The 21,888-nt window shown below is 62.9% G+C and carries 11 protein-coding genes; 4 read left to right on the top strand and 7 right to left on the bottom strand.

The window, feature by feature from the left end:
• Nucleotides 1–4 precede the first annotated feature (4 nt).
• From ACODSM_RS14440 to ACODSM_RS14455, 4 genes are all read right to left on the bottom strand, one after another.
• The gene (locus ACODSM_RS14440; RefSeq protein WP_488805740.1) at nucleotides 5–4,477 is read right to left on the bottom strand and encodes an Eco57I restriction-modification methylase domain-containing protein; all 4,473 of its coding nucleotides are present in this window, start codon (nucleotides 4,475–4,477) and stop codon (nucleotides 5–7) included.
• An 18-nt stretch (nucleotides 4,478–4,495) separates the two neighbouring features.
• Entirely contained in the window at nucleotides 4,496–7,288 is a 2,793-nt protein-coding gene (locus ACODSM_RS14445; protein ID WP_488805741.1) for a DUF8741 domain-containing protein, read from the bottom strand.
• Between the two features lie 18 nt (nucleotides 7,289–7,306).
• Nucleotides 7,307–12,610, bottom strand: coding sequence for a DEAD/DEAH box helicase (locus ACODSM_RS14450; RefSeq protein ID WP_488805742.1), 5,304 nt, complete (start codon nucleotides 12,608–12,610; stop codon nucleotides 7,307–7,309).
• Nucleotides 12,611–12,679: 69 nt separating this feature from the next.
• Nucleotides 12,680–13,729: a Fic family protein gene (locus ACODSM_RS14455; RefSeq protein ID WP_488805743.1), complete on the bottom strand. Its 1,050-nt coding sequence runs from the start codon at nucleotides 13,727–13,729 to the stop codon at nucleotides 12,680–12,682.
• 806 nt (nucleotides 13,730–14,535) lie between these two features.
• Between ACODSM_RS14455 and phaR the strand changes: the two genes are divergently transcribed.
• Nucleotides 14,536–15,096, top strand: coding sequence for a polyhydroxyalkanoate synthesis repressor PhaR (phaR, locus tag ACODSM_RS14460; protein WP_015014734.1), 561 nt, complete (start codon nucleotides 14,536–14,538; stop codon nucleotides 15,094–15,096).
• 149 nt (nucleotides 15,097–15,245) lie between these two features.
• Complete coding sequence (gene rimO, locus ACODSM_RS14465) at nucleotides 15,246–16,637, top strand: 30S ribosomal protein S12 methylthiotransferase RimO (RefSeq protein ID WP_488805744.1); 1,392 nt, start codon at nucleotides 15,246–15,248, stop codon at nucleotides 16,635–16,637.
• Between the two features lie 133 nt (nucleotides 16,638–16,770).
• On the opposite strand, the gene efp is transcribed toward rimO, so the two are convergent.
• From efp to ACODSM_RS14480, 3 genes are all read right to left on the bottom strand, one after another.
• Nucleotides 16,771–17,325 carry an elongation factor P gene (gene efp, locus ACODSM_RS14470; RefSeq protein WP_015014732.1) on the bottom strand — a complete coding sequence of 185 codons (555 nt, stop codon included), beginning with the start codon at nucleotides 17,323–17,325 and terminating at the stop codon, nucleotides 16,771–16,773.
• 140 nt (nucleotides 17,326–17,465) lie between these two features.
• Entirely contained in the window at nucleotides 17,466–18,614 is a 1,149-nt protein-coding gene (gene earP, locus ACODSM_RS14475) for an elongation factor P maturation arginine rhamnosyltransferase EarP (protein ID WP_488805745.1), read from the bottom strand.
• A complete protein-coding gene (locus ACODSM_RS14480; RefSeq protein ID WP_488805746.1) occupies nucleotides 18,611–19,513 on the bottom strand; it encodes a LysR family transcriptional regulator in 903 nt (300 codons plus the stop codon). The genes earP and ACODSM_RS14480 overlap by 4 nt, the downstream gene beginning before the upstream one ends.
• Nucleotides 19,514–19,662: 149 nt before the next feature.
• Between ACODSM_RS14480 and ACODSM_RS14485 the strand changes: the two genes are divergently transcribed.
• Entirely contained in the window at nucleotides 19,663–20,880 is a 1,218-nt protein-coding gene (locus tag ACODSM_RS14485; protein ID WP_488805747.1) for a CaiB/BaiF CoA transferase family protein, read from the top strand.
• Nucleotides 20,877–21,857, top strand: a complete 981-nt coding sequence (locus ACODSM_RS14490; RefSeq protein ID WP_476018640.1) for a hydroxymethylglutaryl-CoA lyase — start codon at nucleotides 20,877–20,879, stop codon at nucleotides 21,855–21,857. Before ACODSM_RS14485 ends, ACODSM_RS14490 begins: the two co-directional genes overlap by 4 nt.
• Nucleotides 21,858–21,888 lie beyond the last annotated feature (31 nt).

A 21,888-nucleotide genomic window follows, 5' to 3' on the forward strand; every position in this document is an offset into this window, starting at 1 on the left:
ATTTTTATCCCTGTTTGCGTATTTCGTCGGGCCGAACTTCCGATGTGGAACCTGCCAGAGCTTCTGCCAGCGCGGCTTCTTGTTGGCGACGAGCCGCTATCAAAGCGCGAGCGAGCGCCTCGGTGCGATGGTCACCCAGGACTTCTGCTTGCGCTTGAGCATCACGGATTGACAGGGGAGCTGTCACCGGAACACCCAACAGAGCGCGAAGCCAACTGCAAATGTGACCCCAACGGTCGGTATTCACGGGTGCCAGCCAAGCATGAAGAACCTCAGCATCCGGAGTTTCATCTGGGAGCTGGGCGCCGAGAATTCTCCGAAGCTGATTGTCATCACAAGGTCCGGCTTGTTGAAGCACATCGACTATCAGTCCCGCAAGCCAATCTTCTGCGGCGGAAGCCGGAGTGCCTCCTTCTGCGTAGATCGGCAATGGAGCCCTGCGGCGCACTGGCTTGGGTTCCGGCGCCGTGATTGGATGTGGAACTTCCAACGCATCCCATGCAGCCAGCACCAACTGCTGAGTCCGGTATTGCTCCGTTCCGGGAATGCGCTCATTGTTCTTGAGCACCCGGAAGGTTTCGCTGGGATAGTCCTTGCCCAGGATATCGGCTGGGTCGAGGATGTAGCGCAGTTCGTCTCGAGTCAGGCCGTACAGGCGGGCGTAGTAGGCGTCTAGTTCGGCTCGGAGGATGGCGCGACGGTCAAGGTCGAAAGCGAAAGGCGCACCCTCGTATCCTAGATCCTTGGCCCAGTCGGAAAGGTCGTGCGCGGTATAGGTTAGCTCCAGCACTCGCGGAACGATGAAGGCCAGGTCGGCCTTGGCGTAGCGCTCGGGTTCCAAAAACGGTAGCTGCTTGAGGTAGAAGTAAGAAAGTGAAGTTCCTCCAACCTTCTGGCGTGCTACGTAGTCAAGGACTAACGAGTCAAAGTTGGCCAGAAGCGCTGCGCTGTGAGCGACTGAAAGAGTTGGTCGCACGAAATAGAGCGGGGTTTTGTGATTAACCCCGACCCGCGGTATTACGCTGGCAATCACCGTGCGCTCGTCAGTCGCACGGCAGATGTCCCGCCATCCCATCAACCACCCCCGCGTCCAGCCCTTGTCTTGCAAACGCTGTTCCACCTCGACCTTGCTTACCCAGTAGCGTGGAGTTACAAGCGTCTGGGGATCTTGCTTTTCATTCGGCGTCATATCACGACTATTGCCGTCGGTCGTGTAGGTTGCCCACTGGTGATCGAACTGGTGAATGAGTTTGGCTTCGTACAGCGGCAACCGATCTGGGGCAGGCCCATTGGAGAACAGATTGCTATCGTTCGCCATGTCGAGCATGCGCATGAATGAAATCCCCCACGGGTTGACAGCAGGCGTTAGCACGCGCGAGTCCTTACCATCCCCTGCGACCACAGCATCTTTCATCAGCACCTGCGCAGCGCTGTACAGCTTTTTGGTCAGTTCGGCATCGCGTGCGCTGCGGAAAATTGGGCAGGTCAGCGTGTTAGGGTTGATGAGTCGGAAATGGTCGCGTGTGAGGCTGAAGCGGCGGCGTTCATCGCTGAGATCCGCTAGCTCCTTCGCATGAAAGATGAAGTTGGCTTGATGTGCAGAACCAAGGGTGAGAAGGCAGAATGAATCGCGACTGTCGGTTCCTGGGAATAGCCGACGAATTTCCCAGAAGCCAAACATGCTTGCCAAGCGCTGCTGCTGGATAAGCTGCCCAAAGAACAATTTGGTGCTGTCGTCGGTGGCAATGCCGGTGGGCACGATGAAGCCAGCACGTCCGTCACGTGCATGGATCTGCAGAATGGTCTCTGCGAACAGCGCGTAGGTGTTGACATCGCCGACACCTGTTAGTGGGTAGCGGCCCCCGTCTTCGCCGCCCACATGGGCAAAGAGGCTGGCTGCTTCTGCCGTGCGACGGGCAGCAATGAACTCGGCGTACAAGCGCTTCTCGGCTTCGTCCTCGTGTGTGGCACGAGCCAGGTCAGGGGAAAGATGCCGCGACAGTACGCCCTCGCTGAGCCACTGGATACGCTGCGCCCGCTCGGCCTTGTTGCGGGCCTCAGCCACGTCACGGTGGCGGGTGGCAAAGAACTCCTCTTCCTGAAGCTTGATGCGTTCCCACGGTGGATTGCCTAGCACGCAGTCGAAGCCACCTTGGGCGAACACCTGCGGAAACGCCAGTGGCCAGTGAAATACCCTGGCGTGTTGGCATGCAGCTTGTGCGGAAGCCAGCGCTGCTTGATGCACTGCCTGCAGGGTTGATCCTTGCAGTGTGAGAACAAGGGTGGTGGTGGTCGGAATGGCGTTGGCCGCAGTCTTGGGTAGCAAGTAGGCGCCCAGCAAGGCGTCGGCCGCGGCCGCCAGGTGACTGGTGCGTGCTGTTTGCAGATAGCGGGCGTAGGCTTGGGCCTTGGCCTCTATTTCAGCTGTACTGCTTTCGGGCAGGGCTTCGATGGCCCGCAGCTGTGTCAGACCGTGGGTATCTTCCAACTGCAGCCGGGCTTGTCGGCTCTTGCGTTCGGTTGCGAGCTGTTTGAGCGCGGCCGTGTTGGCCTTGGCCAGGGCTTTGCACACCTCCTTGTCGTCACCCGACAAGGGTTTGAACGCATCTTTCGCGATGCCGAATTCCAGGGTCTTGAGATCGGTGATGCCCAAGAGGGCATCGCCTACCTGCAGGTGGTGATCCAGAAAACTCAGAGGACGGCCTTCTTCAAAGCCTTCCAGCCATAGTGCAGTGCGGGCCAGTTCAATGGCCATGGGGTTGCGGTCGACCCCAAAAATGCAGTGGGCCACCACCTCACGCAAAGCGTGGCGGTAATCTTGCGGGCGCACGGCACCTTCCTGTCCACTCTCAACGCTGCGCAGTTCGGCCAGCTTCTCTGCCAGCCGGCGGGCTGCTGCCAGCAAAAAGTGGCCGCTACCGCAGGCGGGGTCCATCACGCGGATGGACAGAAGGGCTTCGGTGGGATTGTCGGTGCGCGCCTGCAGGCGTTGTTCGATGACGGGGTCCAGCGCGCTTTTGATCAGCTCCTGCACTAGGCTGTCGGGCGTGTAGTAGCTGCCCGAGGTTTTGCGGGCGTTGCCAGCGGTGCTGCCTTCTTCGGTGATGCCGACAAAGCCGAAACGGCGCGCAGGCAGATCGATGGTAGGTACCAGTTCCAGCAGACTTTCGTACACGCTGCCCAGCTCTTCTGGCCCCATGTTGCGATAGTCCACCGGGGTGAGACTGCTGGCTTTGCCCTGAGTGATGACGGCCCAGCGCAGGTGTTGCAGCGCGGCGAGCATGTGGGTGTTGTGCAGGCTCGCGGCGTCCAGCTGCGGACATTGATCTTCCGCGAACAGGCCGCCCAGAGCGGGCAGCGCCAGACGTGCCTGGCCGTGCGCCAAGCCGCGCCAGACGATGCGGATGGCCTGCCAGTGGTCGTCATGCCGGTTGCGGGCACGGCGCTTTAGGCACAGCTCACGCAACCGGCCCAGTGAATAGCCGCTGGCATAGGCCTTTCGGGCAGCCAAGGCCTCGGCGCTGTCATCAACCGGATGCAATACACCGCGCTCTTCCACGGTGAAGACAAAGATCAGCCGGTAGATGAGGCGCAGTAGTTGCTGGAAGTAGGCGTCCTTGGTCAGGCTGCCCTCGTGCAGCGCGGCGCGCAGTGCATCGTTGGTGGGGTGCTGCAGGAAGCCTTCGCCAAAGGTGAGCAGGGCTTTCTCGACCCCGCTGCGCAGACCGTCGCGTACACGCGTGCCCTCGGCTTTGCCTGCTACACGCCATTGCTCCCAAACGCACGCGGCGCCACCAGACTGCGGTGCACGGCTGCCGTGCAGCAGGCGCCACACGTTGGCGAACTCGGCATAGCGCTGGCCGCCCAGCAGATCGGCTAGGTCGAATTCCAGATAGGTAGGTCGGGTGAGCGAAGCCGCATCGCGCAACAGACGGAGTTGCTTGCCGTTGCTGACGATGCCCCAGGTGTGCTCAGGGCTGGCGTTGAGCAGCTCTTGCATGGCCTGGAAGGCGGACTTCTTGCGGTTGCCACTGCCCGCCACTGCAAAGCGTGGGTCGGCATCGTCCAGAGCCAGGTTGTGCGGAGCCACCAACACTGCCACACGTCCTGCCATCACGTTGGCGGGGTAGGCCATGGCGGCCACTTGCACCGAAGTGGAGGGCTGTACCGGGGTGTAGCCCAAGGCGTCGCGGAGCAGTTCGCTCACGAAACCGATGGTGAGCCGGTGGGCGTCTACGTCGGCACGGTCCAATTGGGCGGCGAAGTGTTGCCACTGCGCGCAGGCAATCTGGAAGGCGCGGCTGTACTCGTCTTTGAGCTTGACGCCCTTGGGCACACCGTAGTCGACCTCGGTCTGGCTTTGAGCGCGGCCTTGCGCGGCCTTCTCCAACTGGTCGGGCAGGAACAGGCTGCCTTCCAGTTGAATGGTGGGCAGGTTGAGCGTGGCCTGGTGCTTGCTGTTGCGTATGCGTTTCATGTTTTTCTTGGCTCAGGCTTACAGCGAATCGGGCAGGAGCACGTACACGCCCATCACATCCACCGGCAGGCAGGGTTTGACGTTGTACTGGCCCACGTCGCGAGCGGCTTCACGCACCCGCTTGTGGTCGTCCAGAAGGGCATGGGCGCGTTGCTGCGCCAGAGCTTGCAACTGCTGAGGGTGGGCGGCCAGGAATTCGAGGGCGTGGCGCACCTCGCGCTGCACAGCCTCTGGCGGCAGGTTGCCACTGGGTGTGCACTCGATGAGGCGGGCTGCCTGGTCATCGGCCAGCCACTCTGGGTTTGCCCGACCGCGTACGGCCAAGGCCACGGTCTCTTCGGCCATCATCTGGAAGGGTTCGCGGCGGCGCACGTAGCTGAGCTGATGTCGCACGCGCAGCAGGTACAGCGTGGTTGCCACTTCCACGTCGTTGGTCAGCGTGGCCGCGCAGCGGGCTGCTACGGGCTGGGTGTTGCCGAGTGCGTCTTCCAGCAGGTGTTGGGCCAGCAGGCCCACGAGAGGGTGGCTGCGGTGCAGCTCGTCGAAATCGATCAGCTGAGCTGCGTCCAGCCCTTCATCGGCCAGGCGCAGGCGCAAGGCCTCGGGCAGGTGTTGAGGGGTGAAGCGCACCTGGTTGGCGCGGCGCGTGTTGTCCAGTGGTGAGCCCAGGCGTACGCAGGCGCTTTGCAGAAAGCGCTTCACATCGGCTTGCGCACCCAGGGCCTGCTGCTGTTTATGCCACTCGGGCACTACCTCGTCGGGGCGAATGCGGCGCTGCGCAAACACGGTGCGGTTGGCCTTGGCCTTTTCCAGTGCGTCTTGCCACTGGGCCTGCAAGGGTGCGAGCAGGCGCTCCGGCTCGCCAAAGTCGAAAGACTCTTGCAGCATGATGGCCGGTGCCCTGTGCTCGCGGCGCATCAGCGCGGCCTTGACCAAGGCTTGGTTGATGCGGGCATCGTCTTCGGGCAGAGGGACCATCACGCCCAGCTCCTTCTGGATGGCCTCGCCCTTGCGCAAGATGACCTTCAGCACAAAGCCGTCGATCGGGTTATCTTGCCCGTAGAGCATGGTGCAGCGCACTTCAGGGGCTTGCTGGCCAAAGCGGTCTACCCGGCCTTCGCGTTGTTCGTGGCGCGTGGGGTTCCAGGCCAGGTCGTAGTGGACGACTGCGGTGAACAGGTGCTGCAGGTTGATGCCTTCAGACAGGCAATCAGTTGCCACCAGGATGCGGCTGTCGGCTTCGCCCATGTCCTCCACACGCTCACGCCGCTCTTCGGGCGTAAATTCGCCTGTGATGGCCTCGATCGTGGCCTGGGGAAATTTCGTCTTGAGGTGGTGCGCCACGTAGTGTGCGGTGGCGATGTAGCGGCAGAACACCACTGGGTGGTAGCCGTCTTTGAGCAGTTGGCCGACATGCTGAATCAAGGCGGCCAGCTTGGGGTCGCCGGATTGGCCGGAGAGACGCTTGGCCGTGGTGATGAGTTCTTGCAGGCGGGACGCGTCTTGCACCTGAGCTGGAGGTTCCAGGTCGCTGGCCGACAGGTCATCGGCCGCGCCATCGTGCAGGCGCTCGTCGGTCAGCAGGTCTTCTTCGGACTGAGTGCCTTCAAGACGCGTGGTCAAAGCTTTGACCGCAGCGGCAGGGGAGGATGCCACGCAACGCAGCAAGGCGAGCGTGGCGTACCACATGAGGCCCGAACCTCCGGCCACCCCCTCGCGTTCGGCGGTCTCTGCCAGTTCGCGGCAGTAGTCCTGCACGGCGTCGAAGAAGTTGCCCCAGTCGCCACTGAGCTGGTAAGTCAGCTCGGTTTTCATGCGCCGGGCAAAGCCGCGGCCGTCTTCTGTTTCGGCCTGCCACTCGGCGATGTCCTTGCGACGGCGTTGCACGAAATGGCGAGCCAGTTCCTGGCGCAGTGGATCGCTGGCCGACATGCGACCTTGCAGCGCCAGGAAGCGCTGATCCAGCAACGACAGCAGGTTGTAGAAGGCGACTTCGTCGCCGGAGTGTGGTGTGGCCGTGAGCAGGATCAGATGCCTGTGCTCGTTCCTGCCCAGTCGCTGCAACAGTTCAAAGCGAAGTTGCTTGCCGGCGCCGCTGCTGGCGCAGGTGTGGGCCTCGTCCACGATGATGCATTCGGGCGCCGTGGCGATGAACTGCTCGCGGTTGCGTTCGCTCTTGATGTAGTCCAGGCTCACCACCACCGCGGGGTGGTGATCGAATAGGGCCACACCGTGAGGCAGTTCGCGCTCGACACGGGCGGCGGACGATGCCGTGAGCGCGACGGCATGGAGGTTGAACCGGGTTTCGAGCTCGGATTGCCATTGCTCGACCAGGTGGGGTGGGCACAGCACGGCGAGACGGGCAATTTCTCCTCGGTCCATCAACTCGCGGGCAATCAGCCCGGCTTCAATGGTTTTGCCGATGCCCACGTCGTCGGCAATCAAAAGGCGAACTGTGGACAGGCGCAGGGCCATTAGCAGTGGCACCAGTTGGTAGCCGCGTGGCTCCACCGCGATGTTGCCGAACGACCGGAACGGGCCAGCACCGGCGCGCAGCGTGAGGCGCAAAGCATCGCGTAGTAGGACGGCTGCCGCATGGTTGCCAGCGAGGGCTGGATCCGGCAGGTCAAAAGTGGCGTGTTCAACTGGCGCCAGTTCCAGCTCGGGGATCAGGGCGATCGTTTCGTCTTCGGCGCCGCCCAGAGGGCGCAAGCGCAGCCAGTCGCGGTGCGAGTCGGTCTGCACCACCCATTCGCGGCCACGGGCGCGAACTAGGTTGCCAGGCTGAAAGTCGTGTTCAAGGGTTGTCATGGAATGCGTTTAGGGATATCAGCTGGCCGAACCGAACACGGCTGGGTGTTCAGCGAAGCGCTTGGACCAATGTTCGGGTTCGGAGAAGTCCAGCACTTGCCAGCCCTTGTCTTGCAGCGAGGCGGCTGTGGCGGCATCGACCGGGCTGAGGAACACCAAGGCGCGCGCGGCCTTGTACTGCGCCGCGGCGGTGGCTGCGCCCTGATTTACGGGGATGTTCAGGGCGTCTGGCGTAGCGAGGCCTGCCTGATGCAGGGCAGCCAGCCAGCGCGCCTGGGGCGTGTCATCTGTTGGTTCAGCACCGGCGGTGCCGGCTTGGCCGGCCGGTGAACTGTCATCTGAGGGGCGCAACCTGACCTGAGCGTTGGCCATGGCAACCAGCAGCTTGAGCGCCTCGGGGTTGCGGCGGTTGATGTGCTCGTGGTCAGGCTGGTTGAAGTACGAGAGCAGGCACTGGTAGCAGCCAGCCTCGCAGATGTGGTTGCCGAGATCATTGGTTTCTTCCAGCGCAGACAGGTCTTCAATCCGCCAGATGCCATCGGCGGGATCTCTGTGATGCAGGAGCCGCAGCGCATTTTGTGCAACCAGGGCCAAGCCGGCGGAGTCATTGGCCAGCCGGGTGAGCACGCCCGCCCCGCCTTCTGCGGCCTCATAGAACAGCAGCGCGCGGCGTTCGTCGAGCTTTGGCAATGGCTCGGCCACGAGCTCGGACTCTTCAATCTGAAAAGTCATCTCGACACCACGTTTGAGCGCAGCCTGCAACGTGGCCATGGCCTCCAGCGAAAGCGCATGCACCGGCGCCAGAATCAGCAGGTTGCGATGGTCTTCAACGAAAGGGACGATGCGCTGGTTGGGCACCTTGTCCATGAGCGCGTCATCGTTGCCGTTGTCGTCGCCCGCATCCGGGGCATCCTGCTTGCTCCAGGTGCCTGTGATGGGGTTGATGTAGAAGCCCAGTTGCTCCTTGTCCTTGCGGCGACGCCATCCCCGGTTGATGCGCCAGATGCGTGCTGCCGGCGCGTAGCTGAGTTCGGCCAGAGCTTCCTCGCTCTGCAGAACGTCGGCTTTCTGTTTCTGAATCTTGCCATCGGGCCCGGGCAGAAAACGGTATGTGGTCTGCAGCTCGAAGCCTTGTCGCTGACGGTCTTCGTCGTTGATGGAGATGCGTTCGACCGGAAGGGTTTCGACCGTCTCGATGCGGTAGAGCTCGCGCACCCAGTCGGTTTCCGTCAGCAGCGCATCGCAGTTTTCGCAACGGTTGACCAGCGGCTGCCCGCCGCCCGGCTCGCCCAGGTGGCCGTAGCCGCATTGGCTGCACACCAAGGAGGTGATCGTTGAGAGCTGGCTGTTGCCTGAGATGTGGTCGGCATTGCCCACGTTGAGCTTGGCACGCACCACGCGGTACATGCGCCCCTGGTGGTAGATGAGGCTGCGCGGTCCGAACTCAGACAGGGCCAGGAACCTGGGGCGGCTGACCATGCTGCCCTCGTCATCTTTGCCGTTGGTGGTCTGCCCGCCGCGGGCTGGAATCCAGGCCATGAGGGGCAGGCGCGGGAAGTTGTAGCCCGGCAGGAAACCCTGGCTGGCCAGGTAGCGGTAGGTGTAGAAATCGGTGTTCTGGCTGTTGCCCGACTTGAGGAGCACGGCGTACTGCCGTGCCGCGTCACCGTAGCGGCGTTGGGCGTTCTGGCGCTCGGCGTGCGATGCGGTATGGCTCTTGACGATTTGGTCGGCCATGTTCATCTGCTGCCGAGTGGCGTCGAACAGGACACGCCAGCGCTCCAGGGCGCCCGAAAACTGTTGGGGAGCGCGCTCGATGACCTGCTGCACGTACGCAGTTGTGAACCAGTGGCTACCGTTCAAGTCGGTCAGAAGCTGGTCCACGACGCGCTGCGCGCTGCCCATGGCGCGTTCACGCACACCTGGTGCGTTGAAGGCGTCTTGGTAGCTCTGCTTGAGCGGCTTGCCTGGCTGGTCCAGATCCAGCATTGGGGCGATGCTGGCATCCAGCGGGGTTTGCGTGCTGGCCAGCCACACGGCCTGCAGGTGGCTGTCCACGAGGTCGCGGTTGGCCAGATCCAGTGTGGGCGCGCGGACCACGCCATGCACCATGTCGTTGGCATGGTGGAAGAACCATTGGTCGTGCGGGCTGAGGGCCGCGCAGTAGGTGACGACCAAAGCCTGTTGGCCGGAGCGGCCCGCCCGGCCGCTGCGCTGCGCGTAATTAGCTGGTGTGGGCGGCATGTTGCGCAGATACACGGTGTTGAGCGCGGAGATGTCCACTCCCAGCTCCATGGTGGGTGAGCAGAACATGACGGGCAATCGCTCCAACGGAGCCTCGTGCGCGGGGTTCTGCGACCAGTCGTTGCGGTCTTTGTCGGTGTAGCGGAAGCGCTGTTCCAGCAGCTGGCGGCGGGGGGCGTCAACCTGTGCGGTGTGTTCTTGGGCCTCGAACTCGAACAGGGGGTGAGACGGCAGGCGCAGCAGATCGGCCACGCTGAGGTAGAGCTCTCGGAAGAAGGTGTTGACCCGACTGTCGTCACCAAGCGCCTGATCGCTGGTCAGGCACCAGTCCAAGGCGGCGGCGTTCAGGCGCCAGCCTGCCAATTGCGCGTCGATGGCGTGCTTCTGAACATAGCCGTAGTTGCCTGCGGCGCGCAGCAGCGCCTCGATGAGCTCAACCCATTCAGGGTCCTTCCAGCGTTTGACCTCACCAGCAAAGACGGTGTCTTGCCAGAAGCTGGATGTCTTGACCAGCCGCAGCAATCGCGAGCGCGCGCCGCCGGTGACAAGGTCGGTTCGTGGTTTGCCTTTGTATTCAGGGCGTTTGCCCAGAATCAGGTAGCGGCCCGTTTCGAGTTTTTCATCAGGAGCAAAAGCCCAGCGCTCCGTGAGGTAGGTGTGGCCGCTCGTACGCGCTTTGTCGTGCTCGACAGGGTCAAGATATCGGGTTTCAAGACACAGATGGCGACGCAGATTGTCAAACAGCAGCTCGCTCAATCGAGTGCGGTGTGCCGGGCTGAGACTGGATAGCACCTTGTTTTCCGCGAATGCACCAGCATCTGCGGAAAACTCGTCCAGGCCGCGATAGCGGATGGCCAGCAGACCGAGCTGATCGAGATTCGGGTTGTTGTATCGCCAGCCTCTGCGCAGGTCACGCAGCAGTCGATACGCGATGATGAAGCGCAGGGTGCGCTGTGCCTCTTGACGTGCCAGACCCATCAGCTTGGGAGAGCGCAGGTACTCCACCAAGATGCTTTGCTCCACCTGTTGGAAGCCAAGCGCTTTGAACACAGCATCAGCAAGCTGCTCTTCGTTGAGCACGCCAGCGTTGTCCTGCAGGGCACCAATCAGGCCCGAACGCAGGGTCAGCAAGAAGATGAAGTCGTTGAAATGCCCTGCCTGCAAGGCGGCATCCTGCCGGTTGTCGGTGAACCCCAAGAGCTTGCGTGGGTCGGGTTGCCCAGGCGAGGGATCGGGCAAAGCAAAGAGCTGTTGCAGGGCACTCAACGCGATCATTGTGGTGGCCGAGGATCGGCCCTCACCGGACAGGCTGGATAGGCGGTTGGCATCCTTGCCATGTGCCTCATGCACCACGCCACAACTCAGGCAGAAGCGGAATTTGCCTGGGATGAACCAGAAATCCTCACCTGACCCATCGTGCCCCTGAGGGTCGGCGGCGACACGATAGGGGATGGCCTTTCTGTAGGCTGGCTTGACCTTCGGCTCTTCGCGGCTCAGGTCCAGCCACGCTTCAGGCAGATCGTCGATCTGACCGCCGTACTGCTGTCCGCCTTTCGTTGGGCAGAGAAACCCGTAGCTGGCGTCTTCATTGTCGTCCGCGCTGACGTCGTCGATCTCTCTGGGCAGATAGGTGAGGGGGCGTTGCCCAGACTGCCACACAGGCAGGTACTCTTGGCCGCAATCCCGGCAAAAGTGAGCGGGATACAGATGCACGCCTTCGTCTTGCCGACCTGGCGCGAAGCGTTGCGCATCTAAGGTGATGTGCCGCTGACCTGAGGCCTCCAGCGTGGTGAGCACTTTGCCGGGGCCGCTGATGAATTGGTGCAGCTTGAAGGCAAAGGGCGGGCGCCCTTGAGGTGTTCGCACCTCATGGGCGGCCACCAGAAACTTTTGCAACGCCGCTCGAGCTTGCGCCACGTCGCACTTGGCGTCCAGCGCTAAATTCTCGCTGGCGACCTGAAGTGTCTTGGGTTTGGCTCGTCTTGGGGGTTCGTGATCGGGTAGCTCAATGCCAAGGTTGAGCTCAACCCAGATGGACAATGGGTCACGCTGAAATGCTTCAAAGTCTGGCCATCCGAAATGCTCGCGCATGACGGCGGCTGGCAATTCGGCGGCAATCGCCGCGACGTCTCTGAGCGGGTTCGTGACGCGTTCCAGCGTTTCGCCAATCACATCGTGCTCGCTGATGTGGGCGCCAAAAAGTTTGGCGGCCACCTCGGCCACGGTGCGGTTGCGATCTGCCTGGGTGCCCGCGCTCGACATGGTGGCGGAGGTGCCGATACATACAAGCTTGTCGGCCTTGAGCCGTTCGCGTAGGCGACGAACGAGCAGGGCCACATCGGCTCCCTGCCGGCCTCTATAGGTGTGGAGTTCATCCAACACCAAGAACTCCAAGCCTTCGCAATGGTCCACCACCCTGCGATCCACATCATCGAAGCGGGTGAGGATGTACTCCAGCATCATGAAGTTGGTGAGCAGGATGTCTGGCGGGTTGTCCGCTATGGCATCGCGCTCAGACTTTTTTTCCTGACCGGTGTACCGTGCGACGGTGAATGGGCGTTCATCTGACCCGTAGCCATGGAGGAACTTGTCGAGTTCTTCCAATTGACTGTTTGCCAACGCGTTCATCGGGTAGATGACGATGGCCCGTGTGCGCGCCTTACCCCCTTCTGCCTTGGCTTTGATGATGCGGTCAATGATGGGGATGAAGAAAGACAGTGACTTGCCGGATCCCGTCCCGGTTGTCACGACATAACTTTGGCCTGCCTGCCCCTTGGCGAGAGCCTGCAACTGGTGGGCGTAGAGGTGGAGCGGTTGCGGATGGCCTTCGGGCTTCCCAACCTGAAAGACGTCCGCACACACGGGGTGCAACACACCTTCCGCGGCCAACGACTGAACAGTGCCTTTGCGCTGGTAGTTGGGATTGATCTGAACCAGTGGCTCGGGCCAATAGCGACCATCCTGGTACTGGCGTTCAACTTCCTGCTGGATGTCATCTGCGGCAATGCGAACAAAGCTGCGAGAGAAGTTGCTGTAACGGTCAACCAACTGGTTGCGAAACTGAAAAACGTCATCCACGGTTCTTCTCTCCCTTGTCTTCTTTGTGGGCGCGTGACGCGCCAAGGGCCACGGCGGCCCTGCAGAGGGTCATGGCTGTTTGTGCTGCCATTTGGCACCTCTGCCTTTGCCATTTGGTTCAATCAATCCTTCAGCCTTCATGGCGCGGAGAATCACCCGCACCATGTCGCGGCTGACGCCAGGACAGGCTTCCTCAATTTCCGAGATGGAGAAGGGCAACTGGCGCTTGAGAATCTCAGCGCGCACACGGTCGCCCTTGGCTCCGCGCCCGCGCTCGATGGTGCCGACCCGTTCTTCAAACTCTTTATAGGCGCGCAACAGGGCACCCCAGAAGTAATCCAGCCACGGGGCGATGTTGTGGGCAGCGTCGTGCCAGTGCTGCGAGCTGGCCTCCAGCGTCTCGTAATAGCTTTCTTTCGATTCCTCGAAAATCCGCTCCAGGCTGATGAAGCGGCCCACGGCGTAGTCGAAGTGGTAGAGCAGCTGCAGTGTCAACAGTCTCGCCATGCGTCCGTTGCCATCCGGGAACGGATGGATGCAGAGGAAGTCAAGGACGACCAGCGGCACCAGCACCAGCGGGTCGGCCAGATGTTGATCCAGCGCCGTGCGGTAGCGCGCGATCATGTCGGTCATCGCCATGGGCGTCAGATGCGCAGCCACCGGCCGAAATCGGATGCGCGAACTGCCATCAGGGTGGCGCTCGATGATGTCGTTGTTGGTCGCCTTCCAGTGCCCGCCTGGTTGGGGCATGTAGCGATACAAGATGCCGTGGAGCTGCAACACGGTGCCTTCCGAGAACGGCATCTGGTCCCCGCTTTCGTGGATCAGGCTCAACGCGTCGCGGTAGCCTGCCACTTCTTGTTCGGATCGGCTCTGCGGCGCGGCGTTTTTGAGCACCAGTGACTTGAGCCGGTGCGCCGCAACCACAACGCCCTCCAAGCGGTTTGAGGACTCGGTAGACTCCACTACAGCCACCTGGCGCAGGTCGCTCAAGACCTCGGGTGACTGGGCCACATAAAGTTGCTGCTTGCCCCGGTACTCACCCAGGGCGCGCAGCGTCGCCAACTGCTGCGCATCGAAACGTAGCTTGGCGAGGTAGTCGGGCGAGAGCGAGTGCATGCAGCATCATCCAGGCAGCAAAGAATGGGGTAATGCTACAGTGAATTGGGGTACATGAAGCACTGATTACCCCAATAAATCGATCAATACCTCATTCCTTGAGCCTGCGCCAGCATGAAGCTGGACTTTCAGATCGGGTCATCAAGGGGAGGTCGCAACGTGTCTCAGCCTAGGATGCAAGTCGAGGTTAGGCGATAAGTCAGGGGCGATCCTGGGGGCGGCCCTGGGGTAGTAAGGAGTAGCCGAGGGGCATCTCCCTGGTGTGAGCGATTGGCATGCGCCCCTGCAAACCCCCTGATACCCCCCGTTTCCGGTTCGAGCCCCATCAGCCGACTGTGCGGACGTGATGGTTAAGGGTAGCGTTGACCTGCATCTGAGAGGCTTTTCACCTGCAGACAGACCACTTGTGTGGGGCTTTATTTGGGGTTTTACTGGCGGCTTCAGGCGCTCACTGGCGGGTGAGTTCAGCAGGATTCCAGAGGGGAGCAATAGGAGCCCACACATTCGAGTCCAATCGCGCCTACCAAGTTTTTTCTGAAAGAGACCAGCTTTCAGTCTGACAAAAACTTGGCACAGCACCGCAACCGGTGTTCACGCAGCAAGCCACCGCAAGGTGGCTTTTTCGTTTCTGCTTTTATCTTCTTGCGCCCTGGGCTTTTGTTGGGGCACGGAGCGCAAAAGGCTGCACGTCATACGGCGCCTCGCGCATCAGTCGCCCACGCGACACATTGGTGCCCGACATCATCAGGGTATTCCTTTGCCGCTGCCGCGCAGCAGTCTCCCTAGAATGTGCTGCACTGCAATACATGGGTTTTGAGCCCGAGGAGTTCGTTGTGTCCGAACCGAAAAGCGCTGCGTCCAAATCGACCCAGCGTGTCATCAAAAAGTACCCCAACCGCCGTCTGTACGACACAGACACCTCCACCTACATCACGCTGGCCGAGGTGCGCCAGCTGGTGATGGACCACCAGAACGTGGTGGTGCGCGACGCCAAGACGGGCGAAGACCTCACGCGCAGCATCCTGCTGCAGATCATTCTGGAAGAAGAGGCGGGCGGCGCCCCGATGTTCACCGAGGCGGTGTTGGCCAACATCATCCGTTTCTATGGCCATGCCATGCAGGGGTTCATGGGCGCGTATCTGGAGAAGAACGTCCAGGCCTTTACCGATGTGCAGGCCAAGCTGGCTGAGCAGTCGCAAAGCGTGACGCCCGAGATGTGGTCGCAATTCATGAGCCTGCAGTCGCCCATGCTCAAAGGCATGATGGGCAACTATGTCGAGCAATCGCAGACCATGCTGGCCCAGATGCAGGAGCAAATGCAAAAGCAGACGGAGCAGATGCTGGGAGCATTTGGCATCAAGCGCTGACCCTCTGAGCCGCCGACCCGCAGGGGCAATCTTTCCGGGGTCGCCGCCGCGATTTGACGGGTGCCCGGCCCACGCTCCTACGGTGGTCTGCAGGGAACTGAATGGGCCACCTTACCGGCCCTGCGCGGGAACTGGGACAATACGGGGTTATGAGCGAAGCAATTGCCCCCACCAAAACACCCAAAGTCGGATTCGTCAGCCTGGGCTGCCCCAAGGCTTTGACTGATTCCGAACTGATCCTCACGCAATTGAGCGCCGAGGGTTACGAAACTTCCAAGACTTTCCAGGGCGCGGACCTGGTCATCGTTAACACCTGCGGCTTCATTGACGATGCCGTGAAAGAAAGCCTGGACACCATAGGTGAAGCCCTGGCCGAGAACGGCAAGGTCATCGTGACGGGCTGCCTGGGCGCGCGCGCTGGCGAGGATGGCGGCAACATGGTGCGGCAGATGCACCCCAGTGTGCTGGCCGTGACGGGCCCGCATGCGACGCAAGAAGTGATGGACGCCGTCCACCTGAACCTGCCCAAGCCGCACGATCCGTTTGTGGACCTGGTGCCGGGCGGCTTTGGTGTGGCGGGCATCAAGCTCACGCCCAAGCACTACGCCTACCTCAAGATCAGCGAGGGCTGCAACCACCGCTGCACCTTCTGCATCATTCCCTCCATGCGTGGCGATCTGGTGTCGCGCCCTATCGGCGACGTGCTCAGCGAGGCCAAGGCCTTGTTCGAGGGCGGCGTGAAGGAGCTGCTGGTCATCAGCCAAGACACCTCGGCCTATGGCGTGGACGTGAAGTACCGCACCGGCTTCTGGGACGGCAAGCCTGTCAAGACCCGCATGCTGGAGCTGGTGCAGACGCTGGGCGAAATTGCTGAGCCCTACGGTGCCTGGGTGCGCCTGCACTATGTGTACCCGTACCCTAGCGTGGACGAAGTGATCCCGCTCATGGCCACGGGCAAGGTGCTGCCGTATCTGGACGTGCCTTTCCAGCACAGCCACCCCGACGTGCTCAAGCGCATGAAGCGCCCCGCCAGCGGCGAACGTAATCTGGAGCGCATACAGCGCTGGCGCGAGGCCTGCCCCGAGCTGGTCATCCGCAGCACCTTCATCGCAGGCTTTCCGGGTGAGACCGAGGAAGAGTTCCAGCACCTGCTCGACTTTGTGCGCGAGGCGCAGATCGACCGTGCCGGCTGCTTTGCCTACAGTGACGTGAACGGCGCCGCCGCCAACGAGCTGCCCGGCATGCTGCCCATGGAAGTGCGCGAAGAGCGCCGCGCCCGCTTCATGGCGGTGGCCGAGGAAGTCTCGATTGCCAAGCTGCAGCGCCGCGTGGGCGCGACCATGCAGGTGCTGGTGGACCATGCGCCTGCCATGGGCAAGAAGGGTGGCCGAGGTCGCAGCTACGCCGATGCGCCTGAGATCGATGGCGTGGTGCACCTGCTGCCGCCCGAAAAGATCAGCAAGCAGCTCAAGGTGGGCGAGTTCACCAAGGCGCGCGTCGTGGGCACGCAAGGGCACGACTTGGTCGCCGTGCCGGTGTGACGGTGCTGTAGGGGCTGAATGCTATTTTTTTGATAGCTTGAGGCGCTTGTCCGTCAGGCGCCAGACCCCAAAAATGACCCATAAAAAAGGCTTCCCTCGGGAAGCCTCTTTTGTGACTGGGGCAGAAGGTGCCTCAGACGCGCTTGCGGTATTCGCCGGTACGCGTGTCGATTTCGATCTTGTCGCCCTGGTTCACGAACAGGGGCACGGCCACTTCGAAGCCGGTGGCGATCTTGGCGGGCTTGAGCACCTTGCCGGACGTGTCGCCCTTGACGGCAGGTTCCGTCCAGGTGATTTCACGTTCGATGCTGGTAGGCAGTTCCACGGAGATGGCCTTGCCGTCGTAGAACACCACTTCCAGGGCCATGCCGTCTTCCAGGTAGTTCAGCGAGTCACCCATGTTTTCGGCTTCCACTTCGTACTGGTTGTACTCGGTGTCCATGCACACGTACATGGGGTCGGCGAAGTAGGAGTAGGTGCACTCCTTCTTGTCCAGGATCACGTTGTCGATCTTGTCGTCGGCCTTGAACACGACTTCGGTGCCGAAGTTGCCGATCAGGCTCTTGAGCTTCATGCGCACGGTGGCTGCACCGCGGCCGCCGCGGGCGTATTCGGTCTTCAGGACCACCATGGGGTCCTTGCCGTGCATGATGACGTTGCCGGCGCGGATTTCTTGAGCGATTTTCATAGCAAGTTGCTTGGGTTGGGGCCGCTCAACGCGCGGGCTGGCAAACCGCCTGGTTTGCGCGCCGGTGCATGTTCTGCGGCGAAAGTGCGCAGGGCGTGGGCACTGACATGCCGCGCCTGATTTGCGCAAAGCCTCGGATTTTACCGTTTTTCGGCGACAAAGCCCAAAAGTTGCGCCACAAGGTTGTCCTGCGTCAGCAGGCGCGCACGGGCTGCGCAGGTGCAGGCGGTCCACTCGGCCAGGGTGTCGTCATCGGGCCATTGCAGAGGCGCGGCGTCCAGTCCGTTCCAGGTGGCGTGGAATCGCCGCAGCGACGCTGGTGCCTGCAGCCAGTCCAGAAACGCCCAGAGCTTGTCGTGGTGGGCGTTGTCGTGCTGCGGATAGATGTGCCACACAAAGGCCTGGCCCGCCCACAGCGCGCGCACCAGGGAGTCCTCGCCCCGCACGGCGTTGAAGTCGCAGGCCCACAGCATCTCGTCAAACGCTGGCTGAGGCCGGTGGGGCAGGTAAGACAAGGACAGTTGCCCCCGCTTTTCATGCGGGAGTGGTGCCGTTGCGCTGTTCACGGGTTCGGCCAAGGCCGCCCGCACGGCGGCGGCCGGGCGGCCGGGCGTGACCAATAGCTGGGTGGGCCGCTGCGCGCATTGCTGCAGCAGGTCGGCCAGCGCGGGAGGCTCGTAACAGAACAGCGACACCCAGCGCGTGCCCGGCGCTTCGTCCCCCGCCCCGAACAGAGCCCGGTGCTCTGCACGCCAGGCGCTGCGGTCAAACGCCTCGCGCTGCTCCATCAGATGGTGCTCGCGCAGCAGGCCGCCGGTGCCGGCGGTAAAGCCGGGATAGAAAAACCAGCGCGTCCACCCCGACGCCGGGCCCGACAGGATGGGCGAAGGAAGGCGGTGGGTGCGCTCCACGTAAGCCTCGGCAGACAGGTATTCCAGGTTGATCCAGACCGGTTTGGGGCGTTTTTGCCCAGAAGCGCTAGTAGAAATTGCGCTATATGCTATGAATTCAGGAGCGATGTCGCAGCCGAACGCCTCCACCATCACATCGGGGGGGGACTCGTGCGGGCCCGGCGGCGGTGCGCCCCAGGGGCGTACTTCCACGCCAGGGCTTCCTGCAGGGGCCATCCATTCCAGCGCCGAGGCATCGTCCACCCACAAGCGCACGCGGTGCCCCAGGCCTGCCAGCTGTGCCACCAGCCGCCAACACACACCGATGTCGCCAAAGTTGTCGATCACGCGGCAGAATACATCCCATTGCAGGGCAGGGAGGGGGCGGGGCAGGGTCATGGGGCGGAATTCGGTGGTTGCGCGCGCAGGTGGTCCACCAGCAGCCGCGCCACGCTGGAGAGAGATTCTTCCGAGCGCACGCACAGCACCAGCTGCCGGTGCGCCCAAGGCTCGTTCAGCGTGACCACGCGGATGGGCTGCGAGCCCTTGTACAGCGCGGCGCTGCCACGCGGCATCACGCCCACGCCCAGGCCGGCGGCCACCATCAGGCACAGCGCGTCGTAGCTGGTGACCTGCATGCGCAGGCGCAGCGGCAGGCCGGCTTCGGAGGCGGCGCGGGTCAGCTGGTTGTTGATGGCGCTGCCCGGGTGCGCGCCCACAAAGTCGTAGGGCAGGGCGTCGGCCAGGCGGGCCGACTTGCGGCGCGCCAGCGCATGGCCCGTGGGCACCACCAGCACCAGCTCGTCGGTGCGGTAGGGCAGTTGCACCACGCGGTCTCCGTACTGGCCCTGGTTGAGGATGCCCACGTCGGCCGCGTTCTCGGCCACGGACTGGGCGATGGCCGTGCTGATCTGCTCCTGCAGCCGCACGTCCACCTGCGGGTGCAGCGCCATGAAGCTCTGCAGCTGCGCGGGCAAAAACTGCGTGATGGCCGAGATGTTGGCCACCACCCGCACATGGCCGCGCACGCCCGCGCCGTAGTCACGCATCTGGCTGGCGATGCCGTCCAGGTCGTTGAGCACACCACGCGCCAGGTTCAGCAGCGCATAGGCGGCAGCCGTGGGCTCGGTGCCCTTGTTGCTGCGGGTGAACAGCGCCACACGCAGCGCGTCTTCCAGGTCGGCCAGGCGGCGGCTCACAGCCGATGCGGCGATGTGCTCGCGCGCAGCAGCGGCGGCGATGGTGCTTTCTTCCATCACGGCCACAAACAGGCGCAGGGAGACGGGGTCGAATTTCATGGGGGCCTGATGGTAACAAGCGCAGCCGCTGCCATGCCGGTTTGCGATGGCATCTTGTTGCTTGAGCGATTTACGGCCCCGCGCGCCCTGCGCATCATTCGCCCCGAGCCGCCCCAGCGTGGGGCTGGCCTCAGGAGACAACCCCACCCATGGATTCCATTGCTTCCCCCGCCGTTTCCCCTGCCGCACTGCAAGGCGTGCGCGTCATCGAAATGGGCCAGCTCATTGCCGGGCCGTTCTGCGGCAAGACGCTGGGCGAGTTTGGCGCCGACGTGATCAAGATCGAAGCGCCAGAGACTGGCGACCCCCTGCGCAACTGGCGTTTGATCAAGGAAGGCACCTCCGTCTGGTGGCAGGTGCAGTCGCGCAACAAGCGCTCCGTGGCGCTGGACCTGCGCCAAAAGGAAGGCCAGGACATCGCCCGTCAGCTGATTGCCGAGGCCGATGTGCTGGTCGAGAACTTCCGCCCCGGCACGCTGGAGGGCTGGGGCATGTCGCCCGAAGAGTTGCACCAACTCAACCCCGGCCTCGTGATGCTGCGCATCTCTGGCTACGGCCAGACGGGGCCCTACCGCGACCTGCCAGGCTTTGGTGCCATTGGCGAGGCCATGGGCGGCCTGCGCCATCTGACGGGCGAGCCCGGCCGAGTGCCGGTGCGGGTGGGCGTGTCGATTGGTGACACGCTGGCGGCGCTGCACGGCACCATCGGCGTGCTCACGGCGCTGTACCACCGCAAGGTCAACGGCGGCAAAGGCCAGGTGATTGACGTGGCGCTGCACGAGGCCGTGTTCAACGTGATGGAAAGTCTGATTCCCGAATACAGTGCCTTTGGCGCCGTGCGCGAGGCGGCAGGCAGTGCGCTGCCGGGCATTGCACCGAGCAACGCGTACCCCTGCACGGACGGCTGGGTGCTGGTGGCGGGCAATGGCGACAGCATCTTCAAGCGGCTGATGGACGCGATTGGCAGGCCCGACCTGGGCGCCGCACCCGATCTGGCCAACAACACCGGCCGCGTGGCGCGTGTGGAAGAGATTGACGCTGCGATTGGCGCCTGGAGCGCGCGGCGCACCGTGCAGCAGGTGCTGGATGCATTGGGCGCCGCCCGCGTGCCTGCGGGCAAGGTCTACACCGCCAAGGACATCGCCGAAGACCCGCATTACCGCGCCCGCGACATGCTGCTGACCCAGCAGACGCGTGACGGCTACAGCGTGGAGGTGCCGGGTATCGTGCCCAAGCTCTCGGCCACGCCGGGCACCATCCGCAGCAGCGCGCCGCACCTGGGCGATGACACCGATGCGGTGCTGGCAGAAATGGGGCTCAATGCCGAGCAGATTGCATTGCTGCGCAGCAAAGGAGTCGTGCAATGAACGCACCCAGCACCGTTTGGCAAGGCGCAGGTCGCCGCATCCACATGCAGGAAGTGGGGCTGCGCGATGGCCTGCAGATGGAAAAGGCCTTCGTGCCCACGGCTGACAAGATCGCGCTGTGCAATGCACTGTCTGCAGCCGGGCTGTCCAAGATCGAGGTGACTTCGTTCACATCGCCTACCGCCATCCCCGCGCTGAAAGACGCCGAGATGGTGATGCGCGAGATCACGCGCCGCCCTGGCACGGTCTACACCGCGCTGGTGCCCAACCTGCGCGGCGCCGAGCGTGCCATCGAGTCGCGCACGGATGAACTGAACCTGGTGATGTCCGTCAGCGCCACCCACAACCTGGCCAATCTGCGCATGACGCAGGAACAGTCGTTCGCGGCGCTGGCGCAGGTGGTGGCCCTGGCGCAGGGCGCCAACGTGGCGGTGAATGTGTCGCTGTCGTGTGTGTTCGGCTGCCCCATGGAGGGCGATGTGGCCCAGGCCGATGTGTTTGGCTGGGTGCAGCGTTTTGTGGACGTGGGCGTGTGCGGCATCACGCTGTGCGACACCACGGGCATGGCCTACCCCACGCAGGTGCACCAGCTCACGGCGGCAGCCCGCGCACGCTGGCCGGGGGTGGAGTTCACCCTGCATTTCCACAATACGCGCGGCATGGGCCTTGCCAATGTGCTGGCGGCCATCGACGCGGGTGCTGACCGGTTTGATGCGTCCCTGGGCGGCCTGGGAGGTTGCCCCTACGCGCCGGGCGCCAGCGGCAATGTGTGCAGCGAAGAGATCGTGCACGCGCTCGCGCTGATGGGTTACGACACGGGCGTGGACCTGGCCCGACTGGTGGCCGCCGCGCAGCAGTTGCCTGCGCTCATCGGCCACGACATTCCGAGCCAGATCGCCAAGGCGGGGCCGCGCTTGACGCTGCACCCGGTGCCTGCCGATTTCGATGCCATCCGCGAAAGAGCGCTGTCCCGCTGAATGCGGACGCGCCAGCACCCCCCATCACAAC

The sequence above is a fragment of the Acidovorax sp. FG42 genome (assembly GCF_057809195.1).

What these genes read in the sequence shown, in the direction of transcription:
- ACODSM_RS14480 (WP_488805746.1), bottom strand. Translation starts at nt 19,513, where the DNA reads ATGAAATTCGACCCCGTCTCCCTGCGCCTGTTTGTGGCCGTGATGGAA.
- phaR (WP_015014734.1), top strand. Translation starts at nt 14,536, where the DNA reads ATGGGTTTTGAGCCCGAGGAGTTCGTTGTGTCCGAACCGAAAAGCGCT.
- ACODSM_RS14490 (WP_476018640.1), top strand. Translation starts at nt 20,877, where the DNA reads ATGAACGCACCCAGCACCGTTTGGCAAGGCGCAGGTCGCCGCATCCAC.
- ACODSM_RS14440 (WP_488805740.1), bottom strand. Translation starts at nt 4,477, where the DNA reads ATGAAACGCATACGCAACAGCAAGCACCAGGCCACGCTCAACCTGCCC.
- efp (WP_015014732.1), bottom strand. Translation starts at nt 17,325, where the DNA reads ATGAAAATCGCTCAAGAAATCCGCGCCGGCAACGTCATCATGCACGGC.
- earP (WP_488805745.1), bottom strand. Translation starts at nt 18,614, where the DNA reads ATGACCCTGCCCCGCCCCCTCCCTGCCCTGCAATGGGATGTATTCTGC.
- rimO (WP_488805744.1), top strand. Translation starts at nt 15,246, where the DNA reads ATGAGCGAAGCAATTGCCCCCACCAAAACACCCAAAGTCGGATTCGTC.
- ACODSM_RS14445 (WP_488805741.1), bottom strand. Translation starts at nt 7,288, where the DNA reads ATGACAACCCTTGAACACGACTTTCAGCCTGGCAACCTAGTTCGCGCC.
- ACODSM_RS14455 (WP_488805743.1), bottom strand. Translation starts at nt 13,729, where the DNA reads ATGCACTCGCTCTCGCCCGACTACCTCGCCAAGCTACGTTTCGATGCG.
- ACODSM_RS14485 (WP_488805747.1), top strand. Translation starts at nt 19,663, where the DNA reads ATGGATTCCATTGCTTCCCCCGCCGTTTCCCCTGCCGCACTGCAAGGC.